This window comes from Alkalibacterium indicireducens (assembly GCF_039522005.1).
Taxonomy (GTDB): domain Bacteria; phylum Bacillota; class Bacilli; order Lactobacillales; family Carnobacteriaceae_A; genus Alkalibacterium; species Alkalibacterium indicireducens.
The window spans coordinates 1-25,878 of record NZ_BAAADA010000197.1 but is presented as its reverse complement, the minus strand read 5'-3'; the positions used below and the strand labels follow the sequence as shown (position 1 = coordinate 25,878).

Genomic DNA, 25,878 nt, shown 5'->3' with positions numbered 1-25,878 from the left:
GATAACACATAGCTTCCGCTTGTCAATTCTCACCAGTTATTGACTCTCTGTTAAGCGTCCACTATCTGTTGTGTTTTAAGTATCTTAAATTATTTTACTTCAGGAAGTTCGACCGCGGGCGTCATGCCTTCTTCGTATCCGTCCAGTTCTTCAGTCTCTTCAACTTCATCGACCTGATCTTCGTTCTGCCTGTCTTCCAGTTCTTTCTTAACTTCTTTAATTGTTTCGATATCCGGCTGTTCAGAGGTTGGCGGCTGAAGAAGATCCTCCCATTCTTCCTTTTTAACCAGTTCCAGCTGGGATTCAATCATCAGCTGAAGTCTCTGCCTGAAAATACGGCTCTGTTTTCTCAATTCTTCTGTTTCCTGCTCGATGCGTCTAGCTTTGTTCACTGCATCTTTCAGAAGCTCATCTGCATGATTCTCTGCTTCGTGCTTAACATTGGAAGCTTGTGTTTCTGCTTCTTTTGTAATCATTTCCGCTTCTTTTTCTGCATTCTGCTTCAAGCGGTCAGCTGCATCTTGAGCGACTAAAATCGATTTATTGAGTGAATCATGCATCTGATCATAGTTCGCTAGTTTTTCTTCAGCAAAACTCAGTTTCTTTTCAGTTTCTTTCTTCTGCTTCAACAGCATTTCATAGTCTTTTATAATCTGATCAAGGTAATCATTTACTTCGTCCTGATCATACCCTCGCATTTTAACAGGAAATTCCTTATTATGTATATCCAATGGTGTTAATGCCATGGAAAAACACCTCCACATTTTATTAGGCTCCAATGCCTTTAGTATAATGAAACTGAATCATTATCTCAAGAAACAATTAACTGTTTCTGTCCAGAACGCCCAGCGATAGTCGGATTTTTTCTTTTTTTGTTTTCCCTTCAATCGACTGCAGTCTTAACCGACCGTATCCCCTAATAGATACGACATCATTAATACCGAGTACAGTATCCGGCCGATCTGTTTCATTCCAGTTTACCTTTACTTTTCCAGAAGCAATAAGCTCTTTGGATTTCTGTCTGGAAATATTAAAAGCACCAGCAAGAACAACATCCAGTCTTAATGAAGAAACAATTTCATCTCTATCTTCCCAGCTGTCTTTTGGAAGAATCAGATCCGTATAGGATATTTCTTCAAGCTGGATAGTGATTTTTCCTATCTTGTCTACAGAAGACATCAAGAAATCCATGATCGATCCGTCTGCAAAGAACTGCCAGCGGTCACCATCTGAAATGATATCTCCAATTGTACTCCTGTCGATTCCTGACCCGATAAGCGTACCGAGTATTTTTCCGTGACTCAAGTCCGCAAACTTCCTAGGGTATCTTATTTCAGCGATTCTAATGTCGAAATCATTCTGAGCAGGATCAAAGTAAGACGGTGACAGAAAGAGGCGCCTGCGTTCGGCTGCCTCATATCCCCCATACGTACTTATCTTTATATCGTCATATTGCCCAGCTATCGACTCAACAATAAACTGCTGTCTAGGATCCAGAAATGGACTGAGGTATGGCGTATACTGCATTTCCACCTGACGCAGCCAGTCACTGACTTGATCGATAAACTGTTTTTCTTCTTCTCTAAAATGCTGATACACTGATTCCATTGTCATCTCATCCAAACTGTCTAACTAGATTAAATAGTATGCTGAAAACTGCATCAATTCCGTAACCCACAAATGTCAGAGAAAATAGTGCGGCTAGTCCTGCCAAACTGATCATTCCAATCGGCGGAACGAAGCGTCTGAAGAATCCGACATACGGTTCACAGATTCTGATCAGAAACTGCCCCAGGCTAGACTGATATCCACCTGGAAGCCATGACAGCAAAAAGTATACAACAAGTGCTATTCTATAGACCTGCAGCCCCTGCATGATTAGATTATATAGCACACTTAATATTTGAAGGCCCATTTATAAAGTAAAGCTCCGTTCTCATTAGTATTCACTGTTTTTTAATGCCTGTAGTTCTGCCCCATCGATTTCGAAAGAATGAGGGGTACAGATGAAAATTTCTTCGCCGAGTCTCTGAATATCTCCCTTGATCGCATAGGTGGTCCCCATAAGAAAATCGATCATTTTCTTGGCCTGATTCTTTTCCATTCTTCTGAAGTTCAGGATGACTGACTGATTGCCAAGAAGCAGGTCAGCAATGGACTGAACATCAGAATAGAGCCTTGGTTCCATCACTTTAATGCGAGGCTTTTTCAGAGCCTGCTGGTGGTTGATGGCCACAACATTCTGAGAGGCAGATTTTTTTAGCTCGTCGACCCCTCTATAAGTCGGGGCAGCTGCCTCAGTGGCTTTTTTCTTCTCTTTTTTCGGTGTCTGCTCTGACAGGTCTTCTTCCAGGTCGTTGTCAGTATCGTTTAAAGAAAAGTAATCATTCAGTTTATCTTTGATGCTCATTTTACTCTTCCTTTCCAGTGACTGTTATTTACGTCGACGTCTGAAGAACGGCGGAGTGTCCATTTCTTCATTTGTGCTGTCGGTTTCATCATCTCTGGAAAATAGATTTCCGGAAGCCGACTCTTTACGGTTTTTAGCTTTTTCGTCCAGGTCTGCATTGTGTCTGTCCCTGAGGTTAGGTTCTTTACGGATATCCCAGTTGCCGAAAGGATCCTTTTCATTTGATGCAGGTGTGGAAGGTTTTGACTGCTTCTTAGATGGAGCTGGCTTCTGCTTCTGGTTTTTCTCAGCATCTATACCTGTTGCAATAACCGTTACGATAACCTCATCGCCCAGATCTTCATTGATTGATGTACCGAAGATAATATTAACGTCGTTTGTAGCTGCTGCAGACACGATATCTGAAGCATCCTGTGCTTCAAATAGCGTCAGGTCAGATCCGCCCGTAATATTTAGAAGTACATTTTCAGCACCATCCAGAGAGACTTCAAGTAGTGGTGATGAGATTGCTTTTTTAGTTGCTTCAGCTGTTCGGTTTTCTCCTGTTGCTGTACCGATACCCATCAATGCTGATCCCTGATTTTCCATGACAGTTTTAACATCTGCAAAGTCCAAGTTGACATAACCGGGATTCGTGATCAGATCTGAAATACCCTGTACCCCTTGTCTTAAAACGTTGTCAGCCTCTCTGAAAGCTTCCATCATCGGGGTCTTCTTATCTACGATTTCAAGCAAACGGTTATTTGAGATCGTTACTAGTGTATCCACATGTTCACGCATTGATGCAATACCCTCGGCTGCGAATCGGCCTTTCTTCGGTCCTTCAAAAGTGAATGGTCGAGTAATGACACCGACTGTCAGTGCGCCTTGTTCTTTAGCAATACGTGCCACGATTCCCGCAGCACCAGTTCCAGTTCCGCCACCCATTCCTGCAGTGACGAAAACCATATCAGCTCCCTGTAGAGCATCGGCAATAGCTTCTTCACTTTCCTCAGCAGATTTTCTTCCTACTTCGGGGTTGGCTCCTGCTCCAAGTCCTCTAGTCAGCTTAGGTCCTAATTGAATTTTAGTTTCTGCACTCATCATATCCAGTGCCTGCAGGTCAGTATTTGCAACAATAAATTCCACGCCTTGTACATCGTCTTCGATCATACGGTTAACAGCGTTTCCTCCAGCTCCACCCACACCGATTACTTTAATGACTGCTCCGTTTGAGATTGCTGAATCAAATCCTAATTCCATTCTTTTTCCTCCTGTATAACCTTATCCAATTTAATCAAAAAAACTCGAAAAGATTGATTTTATTTTATCAATAAATGAATCGCTAGAAGCATTACTGTGGTTACTGCTGACTTTAGACTGCTTGCTGGAGACAGCTGGAAGTTTTTCAGCTGGCTGATCTTCCGTCTGTATATACTCATTGTTCAAGACAATGGTATTGAGAAGCTTGGTCAGCTCATCCATATGTGCTTTAGTGTAAACAAGTGCAATGGCATTTGAGAAAGAAGGGTAACGAACGCCCATGAAATCGGGTATGTACGTTTTGATATTCACTTCAAAAATGTCTTCCGCCAGTTCTTTCACTCCAGTTATGGCAGCTGTACCACCTGTTAGAATGATTCCACCCGGAAGATCAAATGCACCTATATTATCCAGTTCAAATTTAATTTTTTCAAAAATCTGAGCCAGTCTGGCCTCAATTATTTCAGCGATGTATGATTCCTTTACATCTACTGTCCCTTCTTGTCCAACAACATCTATTGAAAGGGTCTGGTCTCTTTCATCAGTCAGTTCACTATACGCATAGCCAACTTCTCTTTTAAGCTTCTCAGAATTCTTCAATGACGTATTCAGAACAACTGAGATATCTTTTGTGATGTTTTCTCCACCCTCCTGAACGATTGTGGCATATTTCACCTGTTCGTCATGAACAGCAGAAGCGGAAGTCTGCCCTCCCCCAAGATCAATCTGAATGGTGCCGAAACGTCGCTCATCTTCTGACATGATCAGTCCAGCCATCGCTTCAGGCTGAAAAATCAAATCGCTGATACTGTACCCTGCATTATTGACGCTTTTTTTAATGTTGTGCAGAACTGTTTTTGATGTCGCCAGAAGTGTGCCGTAAAGTTCAACTTGATCTCCAACCATTTTTCTAGGATCTTTTATCCCGTCGAACCCATCGACTAAAAACTCTTCTACCATAATCGAGAGAAGTGTCTTATCGGACGGTGTTTTCTTAGTCCTGACTTGCTCTATAATTTTTTTGAGTAATGATTCGTTAATTTCCTGTGAAGCATTTTCATTTGAAACGGTCACGTGAAAAGGATTGATTTCAATATTAGTGGCAGGTACCCCTACAATGAGTGAGCCGATCTGTATACCAGATTTTTCTTCTGCCTGTTTGACTGCTTTTGTTATAGACAGTGCTGTTTCGTCAATATCAATTATTAATCCTTTGTTGATTCCATTAGATTTTTCACTGCCAACTCCAATAACATTCATCTTGCCATTCAACACTTCAGAAACAATGACTTTTATTGAAGTGGTTCCAATATCTAAACTTGAATAAATTCCATCCTTCACTTTATTGAAACCTCCCATTCTTCAATAATCAAATTCAAACACGCTGTTTCGATTTTAACTATTGATACATATCATTCTACCATAAACTCACGTGTATATTGAAGCCTATTTATTGATTTATCAGTATATTTGAATTGCTTTTCTGTAACAGTACAGATGCTTCGATTTCCAAAATTAGTAATTAAAAAAGCCTCACCGCCAGGATGAGACTTCTTAGATATTTATAAGAGCAGACTACTCCCCGCCCTGATCCATATCCTCTTCATTTTCATAGGACTCGTATTCCTCTGAGTCATAAGGGATGAAATAAGCACCGGCTTCCAGATCGAAAACACCATTACCATCTACTGTTTCTCTCATCTGGAGATAATAGTTCATCCGTTCTGCAAAAGTCGGGATCGAGGCAAGCACCTCATTTCCATCGTTCATAAATGCCCGTACAAGCATCGGGTTGTGATCATCTTCCACGTGTACTATTTCAGATATCAATGACTGAACCTGGTCATCCACTTCTTCATAAGTCGAAAGCATGCGCTCGAGCGCTTCTCCTTGTGAAAAATTCAGCAGTATGGGCTGGCTGGATGTGATTCTAGGTAACGTTTCATCCAGAATGACACCATTCTCAAGTATTTTCTGGTAATGATCATCCGTCTGAAGAAACGCAACTGTTTCGTATTCGCTGATCGTTATCGCTACAGACTGCAGTCCAGTCACCTTCAGTTCAGCACCGGAAACCTGAGGAATTGCTTCTGTTATCCTTGTTTCGATATCTTCTCTTCCAAAATACGTACCTAGAACAGAATCCCCTATAGTGATCGAACTGTTATTGAATACTTCCTGATCATATACCTCACTGGTCCCTTCCACTGATACATCTTTCACATTGCTGTATGAACTGATTGTATAAAGTGAAACAAATATGGCCAGTGTAAAGACCAGCATCAAGCCAGACCATTTCCAGTAGAGTCTTCTTCTGCTTTCTGTATGACCTGAAGAAGCTGTTCCTGCCTGACTATTACCGGCAGTTTCCTCTAGTCCCTCTTTTTTTGACATAGTCACTTCTCCTAAAACTCTTAACCATTCAATAGTGTCATCAACAGATGAATAATCTTGTCAGATGCATCAGGCACTCCGAGCTGTTTAGCTTTAGCTGCCATATCATTTCTCATACCTTCATCCGACATAAGGCGATTCACTGTTTCAATAAATTTGCTGCTGTTCAGTTCATCTTCACGAATAAGCTCTGCTGCTCCTGCTTCCGACAGACTTCTGGCATTCTTCGTCTGATGATCTTCTGTCACATTAGGACTTGGAATCAGTACACTTGGGACACCAAGAGCTGTCAGTTCCGCCAGGGTAGTTGCTCCGCTTCTTGACACAACTAGTGAAACCGATGCGAAGACGCTGGGCAGGTCTTCAATGTAAGGGACTATACTGACTTTGGAGTGTTCCTCTTCAAGTCCACAGCTGCTTTTCCATTTTTCAGACAAGTCTTCATAGTGCTCTCTACCTGTCACAAACAGAACCTGATAATCAGCTTCGACGAACGCCTGACAATGATCGATCACTGTTTTATTAATCGCTGCTGCTCCTCTGCTTCCACCAAAAATAAGGACAGTTGGTTGTTTGGGATTCAGTTTAAATGTCTGCAAGCTATCGTTCGCCTGAATATCTGCGACTTCCTGAGCTCTTGGATTACCTGTAAATACAATCTTATTTTCATGTCCTTTAAACTGATTTTCTGCATCCTTGAAGCAGATTGCTATAGCAGATACATAACGGGCCAGAAACTTATTTGTGATCCCGGCAACGCTGTTCTGCTCATGGATCACTGTCGGTATTCCCTTTTTAGCTGCTGCATAGCAGACGGGAGCACTGACATACCCTCCGGTTCCAATGACTGCATCAGGGGAAAATTCGTCAATTATTTTTTTAGATTTTCTTATGGACTGTATAAAATATCCGATAGTTTTCAGATTATATTTTATTCCTTCAAAATTAAGCTTCCTCTTGAATCCTTCTACCTTTAATGCCTTGAACGGGATGGTATAATTCGGGACAATTGTACTTTCCAGTCCTCTCTCTGTGCCGACATACAAAAATTCGATGTCGTCATTCATCGCTTTCATCCGTTTGATCAGTGCAAGAGCCGGATAGATATGGCCTCCGGTACCGCCACCAGTTACTAATATTTTCATAAATTATGCACTCACTTGAGTGCTTACTCCCCTTTTTCATCATTGATTTTTATGTTTCTGATCGTATCAATATAATCCTGGCCCCTTGCTTCAAAGTTAGCATAAGCATCCCAGCTTGCACATGATGGGGACAGTAAGATGACATCGTGTTTTTCACTGATTTCAAATGCTTTGTATACTGCCTCGGACAATGTCTCGAAAGCAGCCTGTTCGCTTATACCAGCTTTTTTTCCTACTTCCAGCAATTTATTTTTTGTTTCTCCAAAAGTAAACAATGCTTTGACATGATTTCTAAAAGAAGGAATAAGATTTTCCAGATCATCTTCACGGTCCAGCCCGCCGGCAAGCAGGATGACTTTTTGCTGGAAGCCTTCCAGAGCATTGATCGTTGCTAGAGAATTCGTCGCTTTAGAATCGTTATAAAACCGTCTTTCACGAATATCATCTACAAACTGCATACGATGAGGCACACCATGGAAATGACTGAATACTTTCTCTATTGTCTGATTAGTGACATTATGCAATTTTGCAACAGCTATAGTTGCCAGTGCATTTTCCAGATTATGCTTACCAGGTAGGACGATGCTGGAACTGTCCATGATTTTCTCATTATTGAAGCAAATGACCCCACCATCAAGATAGACCCCTTTTTCTAATTGAGACTTGCGGGAAAAAGGAATCAGCTGGGCTTCACTAGCTGATAACACAAGATTTGTCAGTTCAAGCTGGTCATGATTATAGATAAGATAATCTTCAGCTTTCTGATTTTTGGTTATAGCCATCTTTGCTTCTACATATTCTTCCCTGGACCCATGATAATCCAGATGAGCAGAATGAAGGTTGGTAATAACAGCGATATTCGGACGGAATGTCTTAGTTCCCATGAGCTGAAAACTTGATACTTCCATAACAAGCGTGTCCTCAGGATTGGAATGCAAGGCGACAGTAGTTGAAGGGGTTCCGATATTTCCAACAGAATAGATATGACCTTCACCTGGTTCAGCTACCAGTAAGGACTCGATCATCTTGGTGGTTGTAGTTTTTCCGTTTGTTCCTGTAATCGCTACTAAGGAAGATGGTGAAATAGTATAAGCTACTTCCACATCAGTAATAATCGGAATGTCTCTTTTCTCAGCTTCTTTCAGTAAAATATTGGAATAAGGGATCCCTGGATTTTTTACGAGCAGATCTATCGGCTGATCAAGTAAAGACAACGGATGCCCTCCTGATACCACCGTTATTCCTAATGATCTGAGTTCCTTGGCTTCATCACTGCTGTCGATATCTTTGTAATCATTGACAGTAACTTCCGCCCCAAGTTCTTTAAGAACTTTTGCCGCACTGTACCCGCTGACAGCCAGCCCTAAAATCAGCACCTTCTTATTTTTGTACTCCGTTTGATTGCTCATGGCTATTCTCCTTAAACTAAAATTCAGTCTCCGATCTTTCTTATAATCAGCTATGAAAAAAACTGGAAGTAGATAACTACTACCAGTTCCGGTTGTTTATATACTGATCAATGCCAGTATACTAGTGATCAGTGTGATAATAGAAGAAATGATAACTATTTTCCATTCGCCCCATCCGCTCATCTCAAAGTGATGATGAATCGGACTCATTTTAAAGATTCGTTTTCCTCTTAGCTTAAACGATCCAACTTGCAGCATTACACTTGCTGTTTCAATGACAAATACAAGTCCTATGAGCAGCAGCGTCCATTCCTGATCAAGAATGATGGATGCACCTGCAAGTCCTGCACCTAACGCGAGTGAGCCGACGTCTCCCATAAACACTTTTGCCGGTTTTTTATTAAAAATAAAGAATCCTATAAGCGCACCGACAACCGCTGCAGTAAAGACGGCTACTTCCCACTGTTCCTGCCAGACAGCAATTACAGTATATGCTCCGTATGCAATCATTCCTGTCGTTGCAAGCAGACCATCAATTCCATCTGTCAGATTAGTCGCATTCGAAAACCCGACCAGCCAGAACAAGACGAAGAAAATATACAGCCATCCAATCGATAGACTTACATTAAAAGGTAAACTGATCGTCTGGATAGAAATCAGACTGCTGACCCCGAAATAGAAAAGAACTGCACCTGCAATTTGAGCGATAAGCTTCTGGAGACTGGTAAGTCCAAGATTTCTTTTCATGACGACTTTAATATAATCATCTATAAAGCCGATCAATGCAAATACGATAAAGATGAATACAAGTAAGGCTGTCAGCCAGAACTGCCCCCCCACCAAGAATGAAAAAATTAACGAGGAAAGAACCACAGAGATAAGAATCGAGAGACCTCCCATTGTCGGTGTGCCCGACTTTGATTCATGCCAGGAAGGGCCTTCTTCTCTGGTTGTCTGACCCAGCTGCTTTTTTTTGAAATAACTAATTACAGTCGGCATCAGGGAAGCAGCTATCAATCCACTGACTACCAACGTCATTACCAAATACACACTATCCACTTTTCTTGTCCACTCCTATGTCATTCTTGATTCGAAGCTAATTGTACCACTATTTCAGTTCCAGTTTCAATAAATGACCCGGCAGACATGTTCTGTGACGTCACAAAACCTTCACCTTCTACCGTGAGTGCTATCCCGGTGAGTTCTGCCAGTCTGTACAAATCATTTCTTGACCAGCCGGTAAGGTCCGGTAAGGTCATTGCACCATTTGTCAGAAGCAAAACTCGTTGAGTTTCATCTACCTGCATCTCCTGTCTTGGAAACTGCTGAACAACTCGTTCTCCAGAGCCGATCAGGCTGTACGCATCACCATTTTCCTCCAGATACGCTATGGCATCCTGAGCTGGTTTTTCAACAAAGTCAGGCATGTCATTTGCATAACTATTTTCACTTTGCATATCGTCACCGGCAGAATAGTATTTAAGTGCCCTCTTCATCACCGGGTTGAATATTTTCTGGACAGCTTGACTGCCGTGAGAGATCGTATTCAGTTCAGGCTGCTGCACAGTCACATACAGAATCAATTCCGGATCATCAGCTGGCGCCATTCCGACTACTGAAAATACATTATTATTTGGCCCGCTCAGATATCCGCCAGTTTCCGGATCTGCAATCTGAGCAGTTCCAGTCTTAGCTGCTATTTCAAAACCATCGATCTGGTACCCTCTAGCAGTTCCATGCTCGCTGTAAACTGTTTCTTTAAGGTACTCCAATGTCTGAGCAGCTGTTTCAGGAGAAATGACCGGCTGTTTTTCTGAGCCCTCTGTCTGTTCTGATACAATGTGAGGTTCTACCATTATCCCACCGTTAGTAAGAGCAGAAAAGGCTCTCAGCATCTGAACAGGAGTCACTGCAATCCCCTGACCGAAAGCAGTATTAATTTTCTGTAATGGCCACTCGTATGGATTACTTCCGTTCGACTCATTAGGCAAGTTTATACCTGTTCCAGTACCGAAGCCGAAGGCATCCAGATAGCTCTTCCATTTATCATGCCCCATCTCTTCAACCTGATGAACGAATGATACGTTGCTGGAACGAGCCAGTCCTTCCAGATGGGTAATTGTTCCCCATCCTTCGCGTCTGACATCACGGATCGTTCCTCCGCCGGCCTGAATCTGTCCCGAGCGGAAGTATTCATATGGTCTGAAGGTACCTTCCTGAATAGAAGCAGCCAGAGTCATTGCTTTTAAAGTTGATCCGGGCTCAAATGTATATTCAACCAAAAGATTCTGCCAGGACTGATCGATTCCTTCTTTTGTAGTGGCATTAAAAGTTGGACGCTGAGATGTAGCCAGTATTTCTCCAGTTTTAGCATTCATCAGATTAGCCGTGATGTATTCCGGTTTGTGTTCCTGATCTACTTCTTCAACAATCCTTTCAAGAAAATTCTGCATACGCCGGTCTATTGTAAGTGTAAGATCTTTGCCGTTTATCGGATCCACTTCTTCGATTTCCTGATCTGGAATTACATAACCAAAGCGATCAGCCTGAAATTTTATCCATCCATTTTCACCACTTAAATGGTCATCATACTGTTTTTCCAGGCCCATGACTCCATGAAGCTGATCATCACTTTCATCTGTCACTTGAGCCAGTCCGATTGTATTTGAAGCAAATGTGCCATTGGGATAAAGCCGGCTTCTGCTTTCATCAAATGTTATACCGGTCAGTTCATTTTCCGACAGATCGTCTCTAATCGCACTCATAGTTTCGAAAGTCAGATTGCTTCCAGCATTTCCGAACTCTACCTGCATACTGTCTTGAGTCAGTCGGGCATAAATGTCATCCTCATTCAGTGACAGATGAGTAGCAATAATTTCTGCAACAGCTCGAGGTTCTTCAATATGCTGGGGTCTGCTAGGTGATGACCATTCATCAGTAAGAATAGCTACCATCTTGTAGGTCGTTGCATCTGTTGCGATCGGATTACCGTTTCTGTCGAATATTGTCCCGCGGCGGGCCTGAAGCACATTATTTCGAGTATATAATTTTTCTACATTAAGATGAAGATCTTCCCCGTTTACTTCTCCTCTGACCATGATCCAGGTAAATCTCAGAAAAAGCGAAGCAAAGAGAACAAAACAGATTACATACATAAATATTGCGATCGTTTTTCTATTGTGGAAAGGGTTGGTCTCTTTAACCTTTTTTTTCAACTGTTTCATCTGAATACATTCCTGATCTGTTCTACGTTCATTTCCAGTCCATTTTCTATGGCGATGGAATAAACTCTGTCATATCTGGACAATTCCTGCACTTTCTGTTCAAAGTTTTCGTTTTCAATCTGAGTAACGACTGCCTGAGACTCGATATCCTGAATCGAACGATTGATCGTAGATACCTGTATAGATAATGCAATATGTACAACTGCCAAACCGAATAGTATGACACCAAAAAAGCTGATGACTGCAGATTCAAGCCGCGTCAGTCCTTTCGTCTTCGGACTGGCTTCTCTTACCTTCTCCGGTTCCTGATTGATGCCAGGCTGATGCAGGGGCTGTTGGTTCATTTCATACTGTCTTGCTAAGTTATCATTCATCATGTGATCAATACTCCTTTCTTCAATATACCGTTTTATCTGTTCAGCTGTTTCTCTGTTTTTCTGCGATTCTTAGTTTTGCACTTCGAGACCGGTTATTCTCAGCCAGTTCCTCATCTCCAGGAATAATCGGCTTCCTGTTGATCAGCTTAAGTACCGGCTGCTCGTGATCAGGAATGACCGGAAGTCCTCTAGGTAGGTCCGGTAGCTTGGAGTAACTCTTGAACATCTGCTTGACAATGCGATCTTCCAGCGAATGGAATGTGATGACGCTGATCCGTCCGTTAATATATAATAGATCGATTGCTGCTTCGAGCGAGTCTTCAAGTGCGCCCAGTTCATCATTGACAGCTATCCTGAGGGCCTGAAAGATTCGTTTGGCAGGATGCCCGCCTTTTCTTCTTGCCGGCGCCGGAATCGCTTCTTTAATCAGCTCAACCAGCTCCTGGGTTGTATTGATGGGTCTGTCTTTTCTTGTAGATTCAATCAGTCTTGCGATCTGTTTAGAGAATTTTTCTTCCCCGTATCTAAAAAATATTCTGACTAAGTCGTTGTACTCCCAATTATTGACAATATCATGAGCACTTAAGTCCTGTGACTGATCCATTCGCATATCAAGGCGTGCATCTTTGTGATAACTGAATCCCCGTTCAGTGATGTCCAGTTGAGGTGACGAAACACCCAGGTCATACATGATACCGTCAACTTTCTGGACCCCAAGTCCATTCAATGCTGATGCAATATTTCTGAAGTTAGTGTGGACAAACGTGATTTTTCCCTTATCCACTTCTTCTTTTAACAATTCTGCTGCATTATTAATTGCCATAATATCCTGATCAAAGGAGTATAAATGCCCTCTCTCATCAAGTTTCTGAAGTATAAGCGACGAGTGTCCGGCTCCGCCTAGTGTACAGTCAACGTAGACGCCGTCTGGACGTATATTCAGACCCTCGACGGTTTCATTAAGTAAAACTGTTTCATGTTCAAATAGTGTCATGTATATCCTCCGTTACTAAAAGCCAAAGTCGATCATTTCTTCCGCTATTTCTTCAAAAGACTGGTCAACATCTTGAGAAAATGCTTCCCACTTCTCTTCACTCCAGATTTCAATCCTTTCTGATACACCAATGATATAGCAGGTCTTTTCCAGTACTGCATGATTGATCAGCGGACTCGGAAGGTTGATACGTCCTTGCTTATCCAGTGAACATTCAGTTGCAGCTGAATAAAGAAACCGTGTGAAGGTTCTTGATTCTTTCTTTGCCAGGGGAAGTTGCTTTAATTTATTTTCCAGCAAGGTCCATTCCTGCATGGGATAGCCAAAAAGGCAGCCATCCAGGCCACGGGTCACAATGAAACGCTCCCCCAGATCCTCACGGAACTTGGATGGGATGATCAGCCGACCTTTTGCATCAATATTATGCTTATATTCGCCTAATAACATTTCACTGCCCCCTCTCCCCACTTATAAGGCTAAGTCTACCACAATGCCCCACTTTCTACCACATCATTATACAAATAAAACACAATTGTAAAATAAAACTGGCAAAAAAAAAGCATCCGGAAAATATGACTGCCGTCATACTCTCGGATGCTTTGAGCTATTCTCTAAGTTGATACTTAAATAATGGCCAGATAAGTAATGAAGATGCCTATTGCAAGATACCCAGTAAGAAGAATCAGGAACACATATCTCCACCAGATCCTGAAGAAAAAGTAAATGTTCAGTTCTTCTTTAACGAACGTTCTGAATGTGGCGATGATAATCCCCGTTAGAGACAGAACAATAATAATGTACGGAATGAAATTGATTTCAAAGTAAAGCTTCCCTAAAAAAAATAATAAAATCAGCATGTAAGGGATTAGCAGGTCCACTACTTTTACGGGAATATTTACCAACCTGAACTGGCGGTTTATCTTTTTTGAAAACAGCAGGATAATAATTGGCAAAATATAAAATATAATTATAATCAAATCGACTGAACCATCAATGATGTCCACTTCCTATCCATTCATACGATTAACTATCAGAAAAAGCGTTCATGAGTTAACCCATAAACGCTTTTTCCTAAACTCTATATTGAGTCGATCGTGTATGCCACGATTAACTTTCTTTGCTTACTACCTCTTTACCTGCGTAAAATCCGCAAGATGGGCATACATGGTGGTTACGCTTCACTTCACCACAGTTTGGACAATCACTCATGTTTGGAAGGTCCAATTTGATATGAGTACGTCTTTTTGCTTTTCTGCTAGTAGATGTTCTTCTTTTAGGTACTGCCATTTTCCAACACACCTCCTTAAAAGGATTCGATTCCTGATTCAAATACTACTCATTGTCCTCTTTGAACAGATCTTTCAATGCGGCAAATCGGGGATCACCCTCACCATCATCAGCCAATCCTGGATGATCGTTATGGTCTTCCTCATCAATAACATGCCAGTCTTTTCCACTGGGCATCATGCCAGATTGACGCTCGTCCACAGTAAAAACCTGAGTAGGTTTATTAGTTAAAATAGTATCTTCGATCGGTTTCTGCAAATCAAGAATGTCTTCAGATAATTCCTCGACCAGTTCATCCTCTGTAAATGATTCCAGTGATACAGATGATAGTGCCGGCAGATAAATTTCAGAAAATGGGATAGTCAACTGAACCTTGACGGGTTCCAGTGAACGTGACGAAGGCATTGTGAGAACCGTATCGAGTACGAGATCCACATAATAAACTTCATTTTTTTCATTTTCCAGTGTCCCTCTAATCTGTATTGGCTCAGCATAAAGGATTTCATTATCTCTATTTTTCAGTGATTCTGAGAAATCGACTATCCCATCCAGTTTTAATGGCTGGTCCTGATATCTTTTTAATTCGTTTAATGCCCATTTAGTTTTCAATGACTTCACCTCAGTGTTTGTCGGTTAGTTCTGCTAGGATAAAAAGCAGTCAATGCTGAGAACCTAGAGGGTAGACCTTGTACTTGGACAACAAAAACAATTATACTATTTTAGTCCATTATTGTCAATAAAATTAAAAGGTTTCGTATAAAAATCTTGGTGAAGTATCTGCTCTTTATCAGCCAGACGATAAATATGTCCCGCCTTGATATCCTGCTCAAAATTGGGCGCTGTACTTTTATTGAGATTGGAAACCAATTTGATCGACCATTCTTTTTTGTGCCTGCCTATATAACCTCGACCTGCTTCCGTAAATCCAAGAAGACGGACAGCTTCAATTCTCTTTTCTGCCATGTCCATGGCCTGTTTAGTATTGTTCAATAATATATGACAGCAGATACGCTGCAGGGACACCCAGGTCAACTGCCTAGTCTTAACAGATTCGATAAACTCCTTCATTGATACTGCATCGCTGATTTTCTCTTTCAAGCGGTACTCCAGTCCCTTCTCCATCAGATAGATCTGACTAAGGTCTTCAGTGCTTATCGCTGATAATCTGTAGTCAAGCAGACGAAACAGATTTTCCCATGATATAAGTGGGTGATTTTTCAGCACATCATACATTTCGGCCGGTACAAATGTTTCGACAGCCGTAAAGGCTTCTCGCTTCTCAAGCAGAGTTCTTCTAATAGCTGTTGCACTGGCTATACTGAATGAACTGTCAAGTTCATCATCATGATAGTGGCTGTTTTTTCTGGGAACAGTTTGGATGGACATGTCGTATCCATTCCTTCTTATTTCTTTAGCATACGCAAAACCAAGCATGTTGTTTGGTTGAGTGAGATCAAGTGGAAACTGACTGAAATAAGTGTTGATCACATCACTGAAATTCTGGGCATATGTCTGTTTCTGCTGATGCGCCTGTCTGAACAAGTCGTCCAGTTCAGCCTCATTTTCTAGATACAGGTACGCAGCTTCTCCGAAAGCCTGACTATTCCCACTCTCACTTCCAAAACTGATCAGATCACAACCCAGACCGTTAAGGACGGATACAGCCCCTTCAGCAAAAAAATTAGCCGGCTGAACACTAAAGTCAGTCGGCAGTTCCACAACGATATCTGCTCCATTCATCAGTGCAGCTCGGGCTCTTGACCATTTGTCAACGATTGCCGGTTCCCCTCTCTGAAGGAAATTACCACTCATTACAACAATAATAATATCAGCTTTTAATTTTTTTCTAGTCTCTTCAAGATGATACTGGTGTCCATTATGAAACGGATTATATTCAGCAACGATCCCACACACTCTCATCCTGTCACCTTACTTTCTGACTTCGAAAAACCATCGTTCACTATCTGATTCGACCGTATCAGTAAAATCAGCTGTCACGTCGACTGTTCTAAATCCTGCTTTCTTCAGCAGCTGTATATATACTTCAACAGGATAGGTACGTTCTGAATGGACTTCTTCAAATCGCTCATATCGGCCTTCATCTGTTTCTACAAAAAATGTCAAATGATGATCGACTGACCCTTCATGCTCCCCTTCGTAACTGTCCCATAAAAAGACGATATCATCAACTTCTGCATGGAAGGAAAATTCCTGAAAGAGCTCCATTTTATGAAGAGAATGTACATCGAATAGAAAGACCCCTTCATCAGAAAGCACCGAGTAGACTTCTTTAAAAACCTTAGCGAGAGATGCTTCATCTTCCATATAACACAGTGCATCACTGTAGCAGATGACACTATCATAATGAGGGAGCTCTGAGAGTTCTTTCATGTCCCTTTGAAGAAGAGGGAAAAAGACTTTGCTTTCAGTCTGCCTGTCGTAAGCCAGGCTTAGCATCTCTTCAGACAGATCAAGACCTGTCAGGTCATAACCCGACTCTTTGAGCATAATACCCAGGATTCCTGTTCCACAGCCCAGCTCAAGCATTGTCCGATTCTCTGATACATGTTTTTTAGTATACTCCAGCCACTTGCCATACAGACTATCGTCCATGAGCTGATCGTATACTTTAGCAAACCAGTTGTAGCTCATTAGCTCAGCCAGCCGCTGACGTCGACCTGCTCAGCATCAGACCAAAGTCTTTCCAGTTTGTAGAACTCTCGTTCTTCCTCATTGAATAAATGAATGATAACATCTCCGAGATCGATCAGGATCCATTTACCCTGGTTCTTACCTTCCACTCTCTTAACTGGCTGCTGATTCTTCTCAGCTGCCTCCAGTATACTCTGGGCAATTGCATCAAGCTGACGGTTATTGTTGGCGTGCATAATTACAAAATAGTCTGCTAGAAGTGATACCTCTTTCATATCCAATGCCAGTATTTCCTGAGCCATTTTATCATCAGCTGCTTTAACTACATATTCTAAAAGTTCAATAGACGAACGGGTCATCTTGCTCCTCCTTGTTTTTAACGCCCCAGACATTGTATGTCTCGATTGCCTTGGGATATATTTTTGCCTTACGTTTTATCAGATTTTTTAATGTGTGTCTGGAAATGTAAGCTATAGTCGATTCAAGATCGGTCTTTGCAAGCTGACGAGCATCCTCCACACCATTGAACGACCGGTTAGGTTCGATGAAATCTGCAATGTAAATGATCTGCGCCACGATATCCATTCGGGGCGAACCGATGGTATGGTATTTTATTGCATCCTGTATCTCTTCATCATCTAAGTGATACTCGTTTTTCATCAGAACTGCTCCCACAGGCCCATGCCAGATGTTGCTTCCGAACTGAAGCATTTCCAGGTCCAGGTTTTCACTAATGATCAGATCACGCATCTCTTCATCCGGTTTTTCTTTTGCATAGTCATGAGCCAGTGCAGCTATACTGACTTTCTCCTTGTCAGCATTATAAGCCTCAGCTAGTTTCAAAGCTGTTTTTTCAACTCTCAAAACGTGCTTGAACCGTCTTTTACTCAGCGTCTTTTCCATAAGCTCAACAAGTTCAGGCCTAGACAGATCGCAATAGTTTTGAGAATATATCGGTTTGTTATTTTTCATTCTTATATAGTCCTTCACTTTCGATGTACTTCTCGGTTTCAGCCGTGACTAGATACCTGATCGAACAGCCGTCTCTTACCTTCTGGCGGATCATACTCGAGCTGATATCCACATCAGGCACGTCTACCATAATCACTGGATAAGGGGTACCGGTCTTATAATTGGGCCGGTTGACAGCTACAAACTGAACGAGCTGAATAAGTTCATCTACTTTATACCAGTTCGGCAGATCCTCGACCATATCCGCTCCTATGATAAAGTAGAATTCTGTATCAGGATGCTTCTCCTTAAGTATTCTTATCGTATCGTATGTGTAACTTTTGCCTTTCCTCTCTATTTCACTTAGATCGATCTTAAACTGCTCATTATCTGAAAGTGATTGTTCAAGCATATTAACTCTGTGCACATGATCGATTGTCTGCTTCGACTGCTTGTGAGGCGGCTCATACGATGGTATAAACAGAATAGTATCCAGGTCAAGCTGATCTCTTACATGCTCTGCTATGATAAGATGACCTAGATGAGGTGGGTTGAAACTTCCTCCAAGGATGCCGATTTTTTTATCAGGAATCGACTGTAAAAGTTCAGTGAGCACTTCGGGTTCAATGGTACTGGAAACGTTTTGACTCACTTGCTTACACCTGCCTTTAATTTTATCTTGGTAGTCTGGAAGAGTAGTGCTGATATTTTTCTTCTTCCGCCTGTTTATATAGCACCAGAACTTTTCCTATCGTCTGAACGACGGTTATATCCGACTCTTCTTCGATAAGCTCTTTTGCCTCTTTGGTGGTCCAGTCAGTATTCTGCAGCAGCTGGACTTTCATCAGTTCTTTATTTTCAAGAGAGTCTTCAAATTCTCTTATCATTTCAACAGTCAGCCCGTTTTTTCCAATCTGGAAAAGGGGTGACATATCGTGCGCTTCTGCTCTTAAGAAACGCTTCTGCTTGCCTGTTAATTTCATCATTGTCCTTCTTTCTAAATTAATTGCTTTCTGATCAGTACATCTACACCCTGAGGGGCCCATGCGGCAATTTTAGTATCTGCTTGATCGATTGAAATCCATCCTAACCCGGAGAATACGATATCAGAGGGACCCGAGGTCACAAACTCATATCGCTTCATACTGGCAATTTCACTGTCCTCAGAAGGTGGAGTAAGCAGTTCCCCTTTCTGACTGGAGTAGAGGTCATCAGCCTTCTCGGTTTTCGTTCTGTGTATATACAAGTCATTAGCAAAATAGCTGACGAATGACTGCTTATCATTTCCGGAGATGTAATCAAAGCGTGCCAGACCGGCAATGAAAAGTGTCTGCTCTTCATTCAGCTGATAACTTTTCGGCTTGATTTCTTTTCTCGGGGTGATTTCCTTGATGTCTTTCGCTGATAGATAATAAGACAGCTGACCTGGCTGAATGACTCCAGGGGTATCGACCAGCATCCGTTCGTCATCGAGAGGAATTTCAATTTTACCGAGTGTAGTACCAGGGAAATATGAGGTCGTTACGACATCGGATTCATCTGTTGCCAGATTGATGATCTGATTTACTAAAGTGGACTTACCGACATTGGTCGTTCCTACAATATAGACGTCTTCCCCTTTTCTTGCTTTTTCGATTTGTTCCATAAGGTCCATTACATGATCTTTGCTGAGTGCGCTGATCAGATGGACGCTATCCGGTCTGATTCCGACCAGGTGGGCCTGTTCAGTTATCCACTGTCTCATTTTAGACTGCTTTAAAGACTTCGGCAGGAGATCGACTTTATTCCCTACGATCATCAGAGGGTTTTGTCCTGCAAATCTCTGTATGCCTGATATAATGCTTCCATTAAAGTCAAAAATGTCCACCAGGTTGACGATGAGCGCATCTTTCTGACTTAATTCATGAAGCATATTAAGGAAATCATCGTCTGTCAGTTCTACATCCTGAACCTCGTTGTAATGTCTCAGTCGAAAACATCGCTTACAATAGACTGCTTCATCTTCGGCTGCTTTTTCGAGTGTCTTAGTCGGTGCATAACCGGATTTCGATTCGTCTTTATCCTGAAGCACTGCACCGCAGCCAATACAATATAGCGTGTCAGTTTGTTCTGTTTCTGTCATGTAAACTTCCTCTCCATTTCATATCCGGGTCTTTCTCAATCAGATAATTCATGATTTTCAATTCAACGAACCGGTTCAGTCGGGTATTCCAGGCATCGGAGTCCAGAATAGGTTTAACGAGAACACTTCTGATTCCTGCATGATTGGCTCCTTTTATATCCGTAATGATTTGATCTCCTACCATCATTACTTCGCTTTTATCAAGGTCAAATTCCTCAAGAGCTTTTTTGAACCCTCGCTGAAAAGGTTTCAAGGCATTCGGAACGAATTCAAGATCAAGAATACAAGCTACTTTTCCTACTCTTTTTCGTGTGTTATTTGAAAGGATGATAACTTCGATATCATTTTCCTTCATCAGTTTGATCCATTCAATCGTCTCTTCGGTTGCCTCGGGATTGTTCCAGGCAATGAGCGTATTGTCCAGATCGGTCAGAACTGCCTTGATCCCAGCATTTTTCAGCTGTTCAGGAGTGATCTGATATATCGACTCGACCATCCACGTTGGTTTAAAACTTTTAAGCATCCACTTCCTCCTATTCTGAACTGTATTTTTTTACATAGGGGTTCTATCTAAAAAAAAGGAAGCACACAAAGCACTTCCTTTTGTGCACTTCTTAATCTTCTGTAGATGTTGCAGGTTGAACAAGTTCAAGTATTTCGACAGCAACATAGTCAATATTGTCAAACTCATAGGTCTGCTGGCTTGTACGGTCTTCAAGCTCGAACATGTTGGATTTGCTGTCATATCTAACGATACACTGCTCCTTGCCGTCTCTTTCGAAACGTCTTACCTGCACCTCGTCAGACTGATCTTCACGCATCGCATCCAAGCGACGGATAATTGGTATCAGTTGGGATGGTTTCATAGACTTTCCCCTTCCTACTTCTATTCTTCTTCACTCATCTATTTTACCAGAATTTGTTGTAAATTACAGTAATTGTCTCAGGTTTTACTAAATTCTCCGAAGTCCTCCCTCAACTATTTAAAAATCTCTCTTCAATTCTGTTTATTAAAACTGTATGATAAACTAATAAGTAAAAAAAAGGATGATAATTATGACCAATTCACTTTTCAATCAGGAAGTATTAAAAGCTGAAATATCACAGATCAGACAGTTCGATGAACAAGTCTCTGAATTCGGCGAACTGATTCGACTGACCCTGGGGCAACCTGACTTCCCTACCCCTTCACATGTAAAGGAAGCAGCGAAGCGGGCAATCGATGAAGATTTCTCTTTTTACACGCAAACTGCTGGATACCATCTCCTGCGCGAAGCCGCAGCAGCTTTTGTTAATGAAAAGTATCGTCTGGATTATAACCCAGACTCAGAGATCATCGCAACAGTTGGTGCAACAGAGGCACTCGCTGCCAGCCTTCTGACTCTCCTTAACCCAGGGGACAAGGTAATTATTCCATCTCCGTTTTTCACTCTTTATGAATCTCTGGTCAGATACGCTAAAGCGGAACCTATATTCATCGACACATCTGACACCGGATTTATTATCGATCCTGATATATTAGAAAAAACCATGGAAGAACATAGAGATTCACTGAAAGCTGTTATTTTCAACTACCCCAATAACCCTACCGGGACCACTTGGGATAAAGAGACAGTAATGAAGCTCGCCGACTTATTCAGTCGCTTCCCTGAAGTCATTGCCATCAGTGATGAAATTTATAGTGAAATCGTCTATAATGCGCCCTTTGTTTCATTGGGAGAACATTTGCGTCAGCAGACGATCGTAATCAACGGCCTGTCAAAATCTCACGCTATGACAGGGTGGAGACTGGGACTTATTTTTGCACCTGAGTACCTGGCTGAACAGATAGTAAAAACCCATCAGTCTTTGGTTACCAGTGCATCAAGCATCACTCAGTTTGCCGGCATAGAAGCCCTTACCGTAGGGAAAGATGATGCGCTGCCTATGAGAGATCAGTACCTTAAACGCCGCGATGTTGTTGTAGAAAAACTGTCTGCTCTCGGTTTTGAAATTGCTGAACCTACTGGAGCCTTTTATGTATTTGCTAAAGTTCCGGAAAGACTTAAACAGAACAGTTATGACTTCTGCTACGATCTGGCGAAGGAAACTAAAGTAGCGATTATTCCAGGAAGTGCATTCGGGGATGCAGGAGAAGGGTATGTCAGACTAAGTTATGCAGCTAGTCTTGACAATATCCAAACAGCTATGGACCGTATTGCAGAGTATATGGAAAATAAATAAGCTGGACTACTGGAACACGTCCTGTTTCGAAAAACCTGCAGATTTTCAACAGCACTAGCAAGCCATACGCTTGCTACACATGACACTACACAAAAGAGGAGTCACCCTGAAGTTATAATCAAGGCGACTCCTCTTTTTGCACTTATCAAACGATGAAGCCAATCTATCTCAGTCTAGCCCCACCAGAGCCTGATCAGCGCCTGGGTACCATCATCTTCATGTCCTTTTTCTGCAAGCTGATCGTATAAAGCTTTTGCTCTAGCTGTGGCTGGTAACTTAAGCTTCATTTTATCAGCTTCCTGAAGTGCAATATTGAGGTCTTTGATAAAATGCTTGACGAAAAAGCCTGGGGTATAGTCTTCCTTAATAATTCTTGGCGCATAGTTCTCAAGTGACCAGTTGGCTGCCGCGCCCCCACTAAGAGTTTTAACTACCTTATCCAAATCAAGTTCGGCTTTTTCTGCATAGACCAGCATTTCAGCCATCCCAGTCATCGTGCCTGCAACCATAATCTGATTAGCCATTTTGGTATGCTGACCGCTACCCGCCGGTCCATGATGTTCAAGTGATTTCGAAAAGAGTTCAAGAACTGGCCTGCAAGACTCAAACACTTCTGACTCCCCACCAATCATGATGGTCAGCGTGCCATTCCTTGCGCCCAGGTCTCCGCCGGACACCGGAGCATCCAGCGCCTGCCCACCAGCCTTCACAGCAGTGCTGTATATTTTTTCTGCTAAAGAAGGCGTACTGGTTGTCAAATCGACTGCCATTCTGTTGCTGAAATCCGTCTGAAAGATTCCATCATTCCCATAATAGACCTCTTCTACATCACGAGGGTACCCTACCATAGTAAAAATCAGCTCTGACTCACGCGCCACCTCGGCTGGTGTATCCTTCCAGCTTGCTCCAAGTCTGATTAGATCCTCAGTTTTTGATTTTGTACGATTGTAGACGGCGACCTCATACCCTGCATTAAGTAAATGTTTCACGATCGACTGTCCCATGACTCCTGTACCGATAAACCCTATCTTTTTCATCAAGTAGCCTCCTTTTTATGTATAGCAAAACAGACTGGGTCAGGTTAAGACCCAGTCTGTTTATCGATTATGATACGTATTGATCGACCAATGCCATCACTTCTTCAGAAGTGGTGCATTCTGTCAGAGCTTTATCAGCTAGTTCTTTCATTTCAGCTGTATCAAGCTTTCTCAATAGGCTTCTAGTTTTCAGAATACTCGTCGCACTCATTGAAAACTCATCCAGTCCTAGTCCCACAAGTAGTGGTACAGCGATCTGATCTCCTGCCATTTCTCCACACATTCCGGCCCATTTGCCTTCACTGTGCGCAGCATCGATTACACCTTTGATTAGGCGAAGGATCGATGGATTATATGGCTGGTATAAATAAGAGACGCGTTCATTCATGCGGTCTGCTGCCATAGTGTATTGGATCAGGTCGTTCGTTCCGATACTGAAAAAGTCTACTTCTTTAGCAAACTGATCAGCCAGCACTGCTGCTGCCGGAATTTCGATCATGATTCCCACTTCAATCGAATCAGATACCTCAGTACCTTCTTCAATCAATTTAGCTTTTTCTTCTTCCAAAATGGCTTTCGCAGCTCTAAACTCAGGTAAAGTCGCAATCATAGGGAACATGATGCGAAGTGTGCCGTGAACTGAAGCTCTTAATAAGGCTCTCAATTGCGTACGGAACACACTATCCTGGTCCAGGCTGACACGAATCGCGCGGTAACCTAGGAACGGGTTCATTTCTACAGGCAATTCAAGATACGGCAATTCTTTATCTCCGCCGATATCCATTGTTCTGACAACTACCGGTTTGTCTCCCATGCCTTCGAGAACTTTTTTGTAGGCATCAAACTGCTCATCTTCAGATGGTAGTTCAGCAGAATCCATATAAAGGAATTCGGTACGATAAAGTCCAATCGCTTCCCCACCATTATTGATTACCCCTTCAAGATCTTTAGGTGTCCCGATATTGGCAGCCAACTCTACGTGCTTTCCATCTTTGGTCAGGCTAGGCTCGTCTTTAAGACGATCCCATTCTGCTTTCAGCTGAGCAAACTCTTCAGCTTTTTTATTGAAAGAAGATATAATTTCCTCGGAAGGGTTGATGATTACTTCTCCTTCCATTCCGTCAACAATTAAATAATCCTCTTCTTTAACGAGTTCTGTAATGTTCTTTGTTCCCACAATGGCAGGAATCTCAAGAGAACGGGCCATGATTGCTGAGTGAGAAGTTCTACCTCCGATATCAGTTACAAAGGCTTTTACATACTTCTTATTTAACTGGGCAGTATCACTAGGTGTAAGATCTTCAGCAATGATTATGACTTCTTCATCTATAGTAGCTGGAGAAGGCAGAGTCACGTTCAGCAAACGAGCTAGTACTCGTTTTCTAACATCTTTGATATCAGCTGCACGTTCCTGCATATAAGCATTGTCTTCCATGCCTTCGAACATAGCGATGAATGTATCCGTCACTTGTTTGAAAGCAAAATCTGCATTGACTTTGTCGTTATCGATTACAGCATGTGTCTGATCAATCAGATCAGGATCAGACAATACCATGACATGAGCATCAAAGACTTGTGCTTCTTCTTCACCTAAAGATTCAGCGGCTATGCTGCGGATCTTGCCCAGCTGCTCTTTAGACTCATCGATTGCTTTAGTCAGACGGTCTTTTTCGGCACCCGTGTCAGTAACACTTGTTTTTTCAACAGTTAAATCAGGCTCGATAAGTAAGTAGGCTTTAGCTTGAGCAATTCCATCGCTCGCTGCAATTCCAGATACTTGTGAGGTCATTATTCAGCCATTCCCTCATTCTTGATTGTCTGATCGATTCCTTCGATCGCTTCTTTTTCGTCTGCACCTTCAGCAGTAATAGAAACGTCAGCACCTTTACCAACACCTAGAGACATAACGCCCATGATTGATTTCAGATTAACAGATTTTCCTTTATATTCTAAAGTGATATCTGAGTTGTATTTGCTCGCTGTCTGAACCAGTAAAGTTGCTGGTCTAGCGTGAATCCCTGTTTCTGCAGTTACGTTGTATTCTCTTTTTTCCATTATGAATTCTCCTTTAATAGTAGATAGTATGGTAGAAATGAGCATTATGAGAGCGCTTCATGAACATTCGATCGCTGCACCAACATGTTCCAAGCTTATCATACTACCCTTTCTTCCATTACAGATTACCATTTTTTTCCTATACCTACAACTATTTTTTACTAAATCTCATTTATCACTTGAAAGTCAGTAATGGTCAGAGTATAATTAATTATAGAAAGGTCAGTAATGGTCAAAAAGATAGTGCTTCTAGTAAGCCTATCAACTGACTTTTATCCAATATATTACTCAAGTTTCGCACCCTGATCAAACCTTGGAAAGCCTATCGGCTTAAGGTTAATCAACTAAATCAAACA

The 25,878-nt window shown here is 41.9% G+C and carries 30 protein-coding genes; 1 reads left to right on the top strand and 29 read right to left on the bottom strand.

Annotation, left to right across the window (positions count from 1 at the left end; all coding sequences use genetic code 11):
• Nucleotides 1-89 precede the first annotated feature (89 nt).
• The 26 genes from ABFX15_RS11150 to ABFX15_RS11025 all read right to left on the bottom strand — a co-directional run bounded on the left by ABFX15_RS11150 (nt 90) and on the right by ABFX15_RS11025 (nt 21,073).
• Nucleotides 90-746 (bottom strand): DivIVA domain-containing protein, encoded by a 657-nt coding sequence (locus ABFX15_RS11150; protein ID WP_346025481.1) that lies wholly within the window; start codon nt 744-746, stop codon nt 90-92.
• 76 nt (nt 747-822) lie between these two features.
• Entirely contained in the window at nt 823-1,608 is a 786-nt protein-coding gene (locus ABFX15_RS11145) for a YlmH family RNA-binding protein (RefSeq protein ID WP_346025480.1), read from the bottom strand.
• A gap of 7 nt (nt 1,609-1,615) precedes the next feature.
• Nucleotides 1,616-1,915: a YggT family protein gene (locus tag ABFX15_RS11140; protein WP_346025479.1), complete on the bottom strand. Its 300-nt coding sequence runs from the start codon at nt 1,913-1,915 to the stop codon at nt 1,616-1,618.
• A 24-nt stretch (nt 1,916-1,939) separates the two neighbouring features.
• Nucleotides 1,940-2,410 (bottom strand): cell division protein SepF, encoded by a 471-nt coding sequence (locus ABFX15_RS11135; RefSeq protein ID WP_346025478.1) that lies wholly within the window; start codon nt 2,408-2,410, stop codon nt 1,940-1,942.
• A 24-nt stretch (nt 2,411-2,434) separates the two neighbouring features.
• Nucleotides 2,435-3,652, bottom strand: coding sequence for a cell division protein FtsZ (gene ftsZ / locus ABFX15_RS11130; RefSeq protein WP_346025477.1), 1,218 nt, complete (start codon nt 3,650-3,652; stop codon nt 2,435-2,437).
• A gap of 30 nt (nt 3,653-3,682) precedes the next feature.
• Nucleotides 3,683-4,993, bottom strand: a complete 1,311-nt coding sequence (ftsA, locus tag ABFX15_RS11125; protein WP_346025476.1) for a cell division protein FtsA — start codon at nt 4,991-4,993, stop codon at nt 3,683-3,685.
• Nucleotides 4,994-5,227: 234 nt separating this feature from the next.
• Nucleotides 5,228-6,046 carry a cell division protein FtsQ/DivIB gene (locus tag ABFX15_RS11120; protein WP_346025475.1) on the bottom strand — a complete coding sequence of 273 codons (819 nt, stop codon included), beginning with the start codon at nt 6,044-6,046 and terminating at the stop codon, nt 5,228-5,230.
• Nucleotides 6,047-6,066: 20 nt separating this feature from the next.
• Nucleotides 6,067-7,191, bottom strand: coding sequence for an undecaprenyldiphospho-muramoylpentapeptide beta-N-acetylglucosaminyltransferase (gene murG / locus ABFX15_RS11115; protein WP_346025474.1), 1,125 nt, complete (start codon nt 7,189-7,191; stop codon nt 6,067-6,069).
• Nucleotides 7,192-7,214: 23 nt separating this feature from the next.
• Nucleotides 7,215-8,600 (bottom strand): UDP-N-acetylmuramoyl-L-alanine--D-glutamate ligase, encoded by a 1,386-nt coding sequence (murD, locus tag ABFX15_RS11110; protein ID WP_346025473.1) that lies wholly within the window; start codon nt 8,598-8,600, stop codon nt 7,215-7,217.
• Between the two features lie 96 nt (nt 8,601-8,696).
• Nucleotides 8,697-9,638 (bottom strand): phospho-N-acetylmuramoyl-pentapeptide-transferase, encoded by a 942-nt coding sequence (gene mraY / locus ABFX15_RS11105; protein ID WP_346025472.1) that lies wholly within the window; start codon nt 9,636-9,638, stop codon nt 8,697-8,699.
• A 41-nt stretch (nt 9,639-9,679) separates the two neighbouring features.
• A complete protein-coding gene (locus ABFX15_RS11100; RefSeq protein WP_346025471.1) occupies nt 9,680-11,824 on the bottom strand; it encodes a penicillin-binding protein in 2,145 nt (714 codons plus the stop codon).
• Nucleotides 11,821-12,201, bottom strand: a complete 381-nt coding sequence (gene ftsL / locus ABFX15_RS11095) for a cell division protein FtsL (RefSeq protein ID WP_346025470.1) — start codon at nt 12,199-12,201, stop codon at nt 11,821-11,823. Before ftsL ends, ABFX15_RS11100 begins: the two co-directional genes overlap by 4 nt.
• 40 nt (nt 12,202-12,241) lie before the next feature.
• Complete coding sequence (gene rsmH, locus ABFX15_RS11090) at nt 12,242-13,195, bottom strand: 16S rRNA (cytosine(1402)-N(4))-methyltransferase RsmH (RefSeq protein ID WP_346025469.1); 954 nt, start codon at nt 13,193-13,195, stop codon at nt 12,242-12,244.
• Nucleotides 13,196-13,210: 15 nt separating this feature from the next.
• Entirely contained in the window at nt 13,211-13,642 is a 432-nt protein-coding gene (gene mraZ, locus ABFX15_RS11085) for a division/cell wall cluster transcriptional repressor MraZ (protein ID WP_346025468.1), read from the bottom strand.
• 176 nt (nt 13,643-13,818) lie between these two features.
• Nucleotides 13,819-14,199, bottom strand: coding sequence for a DUF3397 family protein (locus ABFX15_RS11080; protein WP_346025467.1), 381 nt, complete (start codon nt 14,197-14,199; stop codon nt 13,819-13,821).
• 103 nt (nt 14,200-14,302) lie between these two features.
• Nucleotides 14,303-14,482: a 50S ribosomal protein L32 gene (rpmF, locus tag ABFX15_RS11075; protein WP_091264598.1), complete on the bottom strand. Its 180-nt coding sequence runs from the start codon at nt 14,480-14,482 to the stop codon at nt 14,303-14,305.
• A gap of 45 nt (nt 14,483-14,527) precedes the next feature.
• Nucleotides 14,528-15,091, bottom strand: a complete 564-nt coding sequence (locus ABFX15_RS11070) for a DUF177 domain-containing protein (protein WP_346025466.1) — start codon at nt 15,089-15,091, stop codon at nt 14,528-14,530.
• A 105-nt stretch (nt 15,092-15,196) separates the two neighbouring features.
• Nucleotides 15,197-16,402, bottom strand: coding sequence for a nucleotidyltransferase (locus ABFX15_RS11065; RefSeq protein WP_346025465.1), 1,206 nt, complete (start codon nt 16,400-16,402; stop codon nt 15,197-15,199).
• 9 nt (nt 16,403-16,411) lie between these two features.
• Nucleotides 16,412-17,134 carry a class I SAM-dependent DNA methyltransferase gene (locus tag ABFX15_RS11060; protein ID WP_346025464.1) on the bottom strand — a complete coding sequence of 241 codons (723 nt, stop codon included), beginning with the start codon at nt 17,132-17,134 and terminating at the stop codon, nt 16,412-16,414.
• On the bottom strand, nt 17,134-17,493 hold the full coding sequence (gene rsfS, locus ABFX15_RS11055; protein ID WP_346025463.1) for a ribosome silencing factor: 360 nt from the start codon (nt 17,491-17,493) through the stop codon (nt 17,134-17,136). Before rsfS ends, ABFX15_RS11060 begins: the two co-directional genes overlap by 1 nt.
• On the bottom strand, nt 17,474-18,106 hold the full coding sequence (yqeK, locus tag ABFX15_RS11050; RefSeq protein ID WP_346025462.1) for a bis(5'-nucleosyl)-tetraphosphatase (symmetrical) YqeK: 633 nt from the start codon (nt 18,104-18,106) through the stop codon (nt 17,474-17,476). Before yqeK ends, rsfS begins: the two co-directional genes overlap by 20 nt.
• Nucleotides 18,096-18,737, bottom strand: coding sequence for a nicotinate-nucleotide adenylyltransferase (locus ABFX15_RS11045; protein ID WP_346025461.1), 642 nt, complete (start codon nt 18,735-18,737; stop codon nt 18,096-18,098). The genes yqeK and ABFX15_RS11045 overlap by 11 nt, the downstream gene beginning before the upstream one ends.
• A gap of 22 nt (nt 18,738-18,759) precedes the next feature.
• Nucleotides 18,760-19,071 (bottom strand): ribosome assembly RNA-binding protein YhbY, encoded by a 312-nt coding sequence (yhbY, locus tag ABFX15_RS11040; protein ID WP_091479023.1) that lies wholly within the window; start codon nt 19,069-19,071, stop codon nt 18,760-18,762.
• 11 nt (nt 19,072-19,082) lie between these two features.
• Nucleotides 19,083-20,207, bottom strand: coding sequence for a ribosome biogenesis GTPase YqeH (gene yqeH / locus ABFX15_RS11035; RefSeq protein WP_346025460.1), 1,125 nt, complete (start codon nt 20,205-20,207; stop codon nt 19,083-19,085).
• The gene (locus ABFX15_RS11030; RefSeq protein ID WP_091479026.1) at nt 20,185-20,730 is read right to left on the bottom strand and encodes a YqeG family HAD IIIA-type phosphatase; all 546 of its coding nucleotides are present in this window, start codon (nt 20,728-20,730) and stop codon (nt 20,185-20,187) included. Before ABFX15_RS11030 ends, yqeH begins: the two co-directional genes overlap by 23 nt.
• A 91-nt stretch (nt 20,731-20,821) precedes the next feature.
• Nucleotides 20,822-21,073, bottom strand: a complete 252-nt coding sequence (locus tag ABFX15_RS11025; RefSeq protein ID WP_091479027.1) for a YkuJ family protein — start codon at nt 21,071-21,073, stop codon at nt 20,822-20,824.
• A 187-nt stretch (nt 21,074-21,260) separates the two neighbouring features.
• Between ABFX15_RS11025 and ABFX15_RS11020 the strand changes: the two genes are divergently transcribed.
• Complete coding sequence (locus ABFX15_RS11020) at nt 21,261-22,430, top strand: aminotransferase class I/II-fold pyridoxal phosphate-dependent enzyme (protein ID WP_428830633.1); 1,170 nt, start codon at nt 21,261-21,263, stop codon at nt 22,428-22,430.
• Between the two features lie 173 nt (nt 22,431-22,603).
• Here the strand turns inward: ABFX15_RS11020 and ABFX15_RS11015 are convergent, their stop codons facing one another.
• The 3 genes from ABFX15_RS11015 to ABFX15_RS11005 all read right to left on the bottom strand — a co-directional run bounded on the left by ABFX15_RS11015 (nt 22,604) and on the right by ABFX15_RS11005 (nt 25,522).
• Nucleotides 22,604-23,467 carry an NAD(P)-dependent oxidoreductase gene (locus ABFX15_RS11015; RefSeq protein WP_346025458.1) on the bottom strand — a complete coding sequence of 288 codons (864 nt, stop codon included), beginning with the start codon at nt 23,465-23,467 and terminating at the stop codon, nt 22,604-22,606.
• Nucleotides 23,468-23,534: 67 nt separating this feature from the next.
• Nucleotides 23,535-25,256: a phosphoenolpyruvate--protein phosphotransferase gene (ptsP, locus tag ABFX15_RS11010; protein ID WP_346025457.1), complete on the bottom strand. Its 1,722-nt coding sequence runs from the start codon at nt 25,254-25,256 to the stop codon at nt 23,535-23,537.
• The gene (locus ABFX15_RS11005; protein ID WP_091482496.1) at nt 25,256-25,522 is read right to left on the bottom strand and encodes a phosphocarrier protein HPr; all 267 of its coding nucleotides are present in this window, start codon (nt 25,520-25,522) and stop codon (nt 25,256-25,258) included. The genes ptsP and ABFX15_RS11005 overlap by 1 nt, the downstream gene beginning before the upstream one ends.
• Nucleotides 25,523-25,878 lie beyond the last annotated feature (356 nt).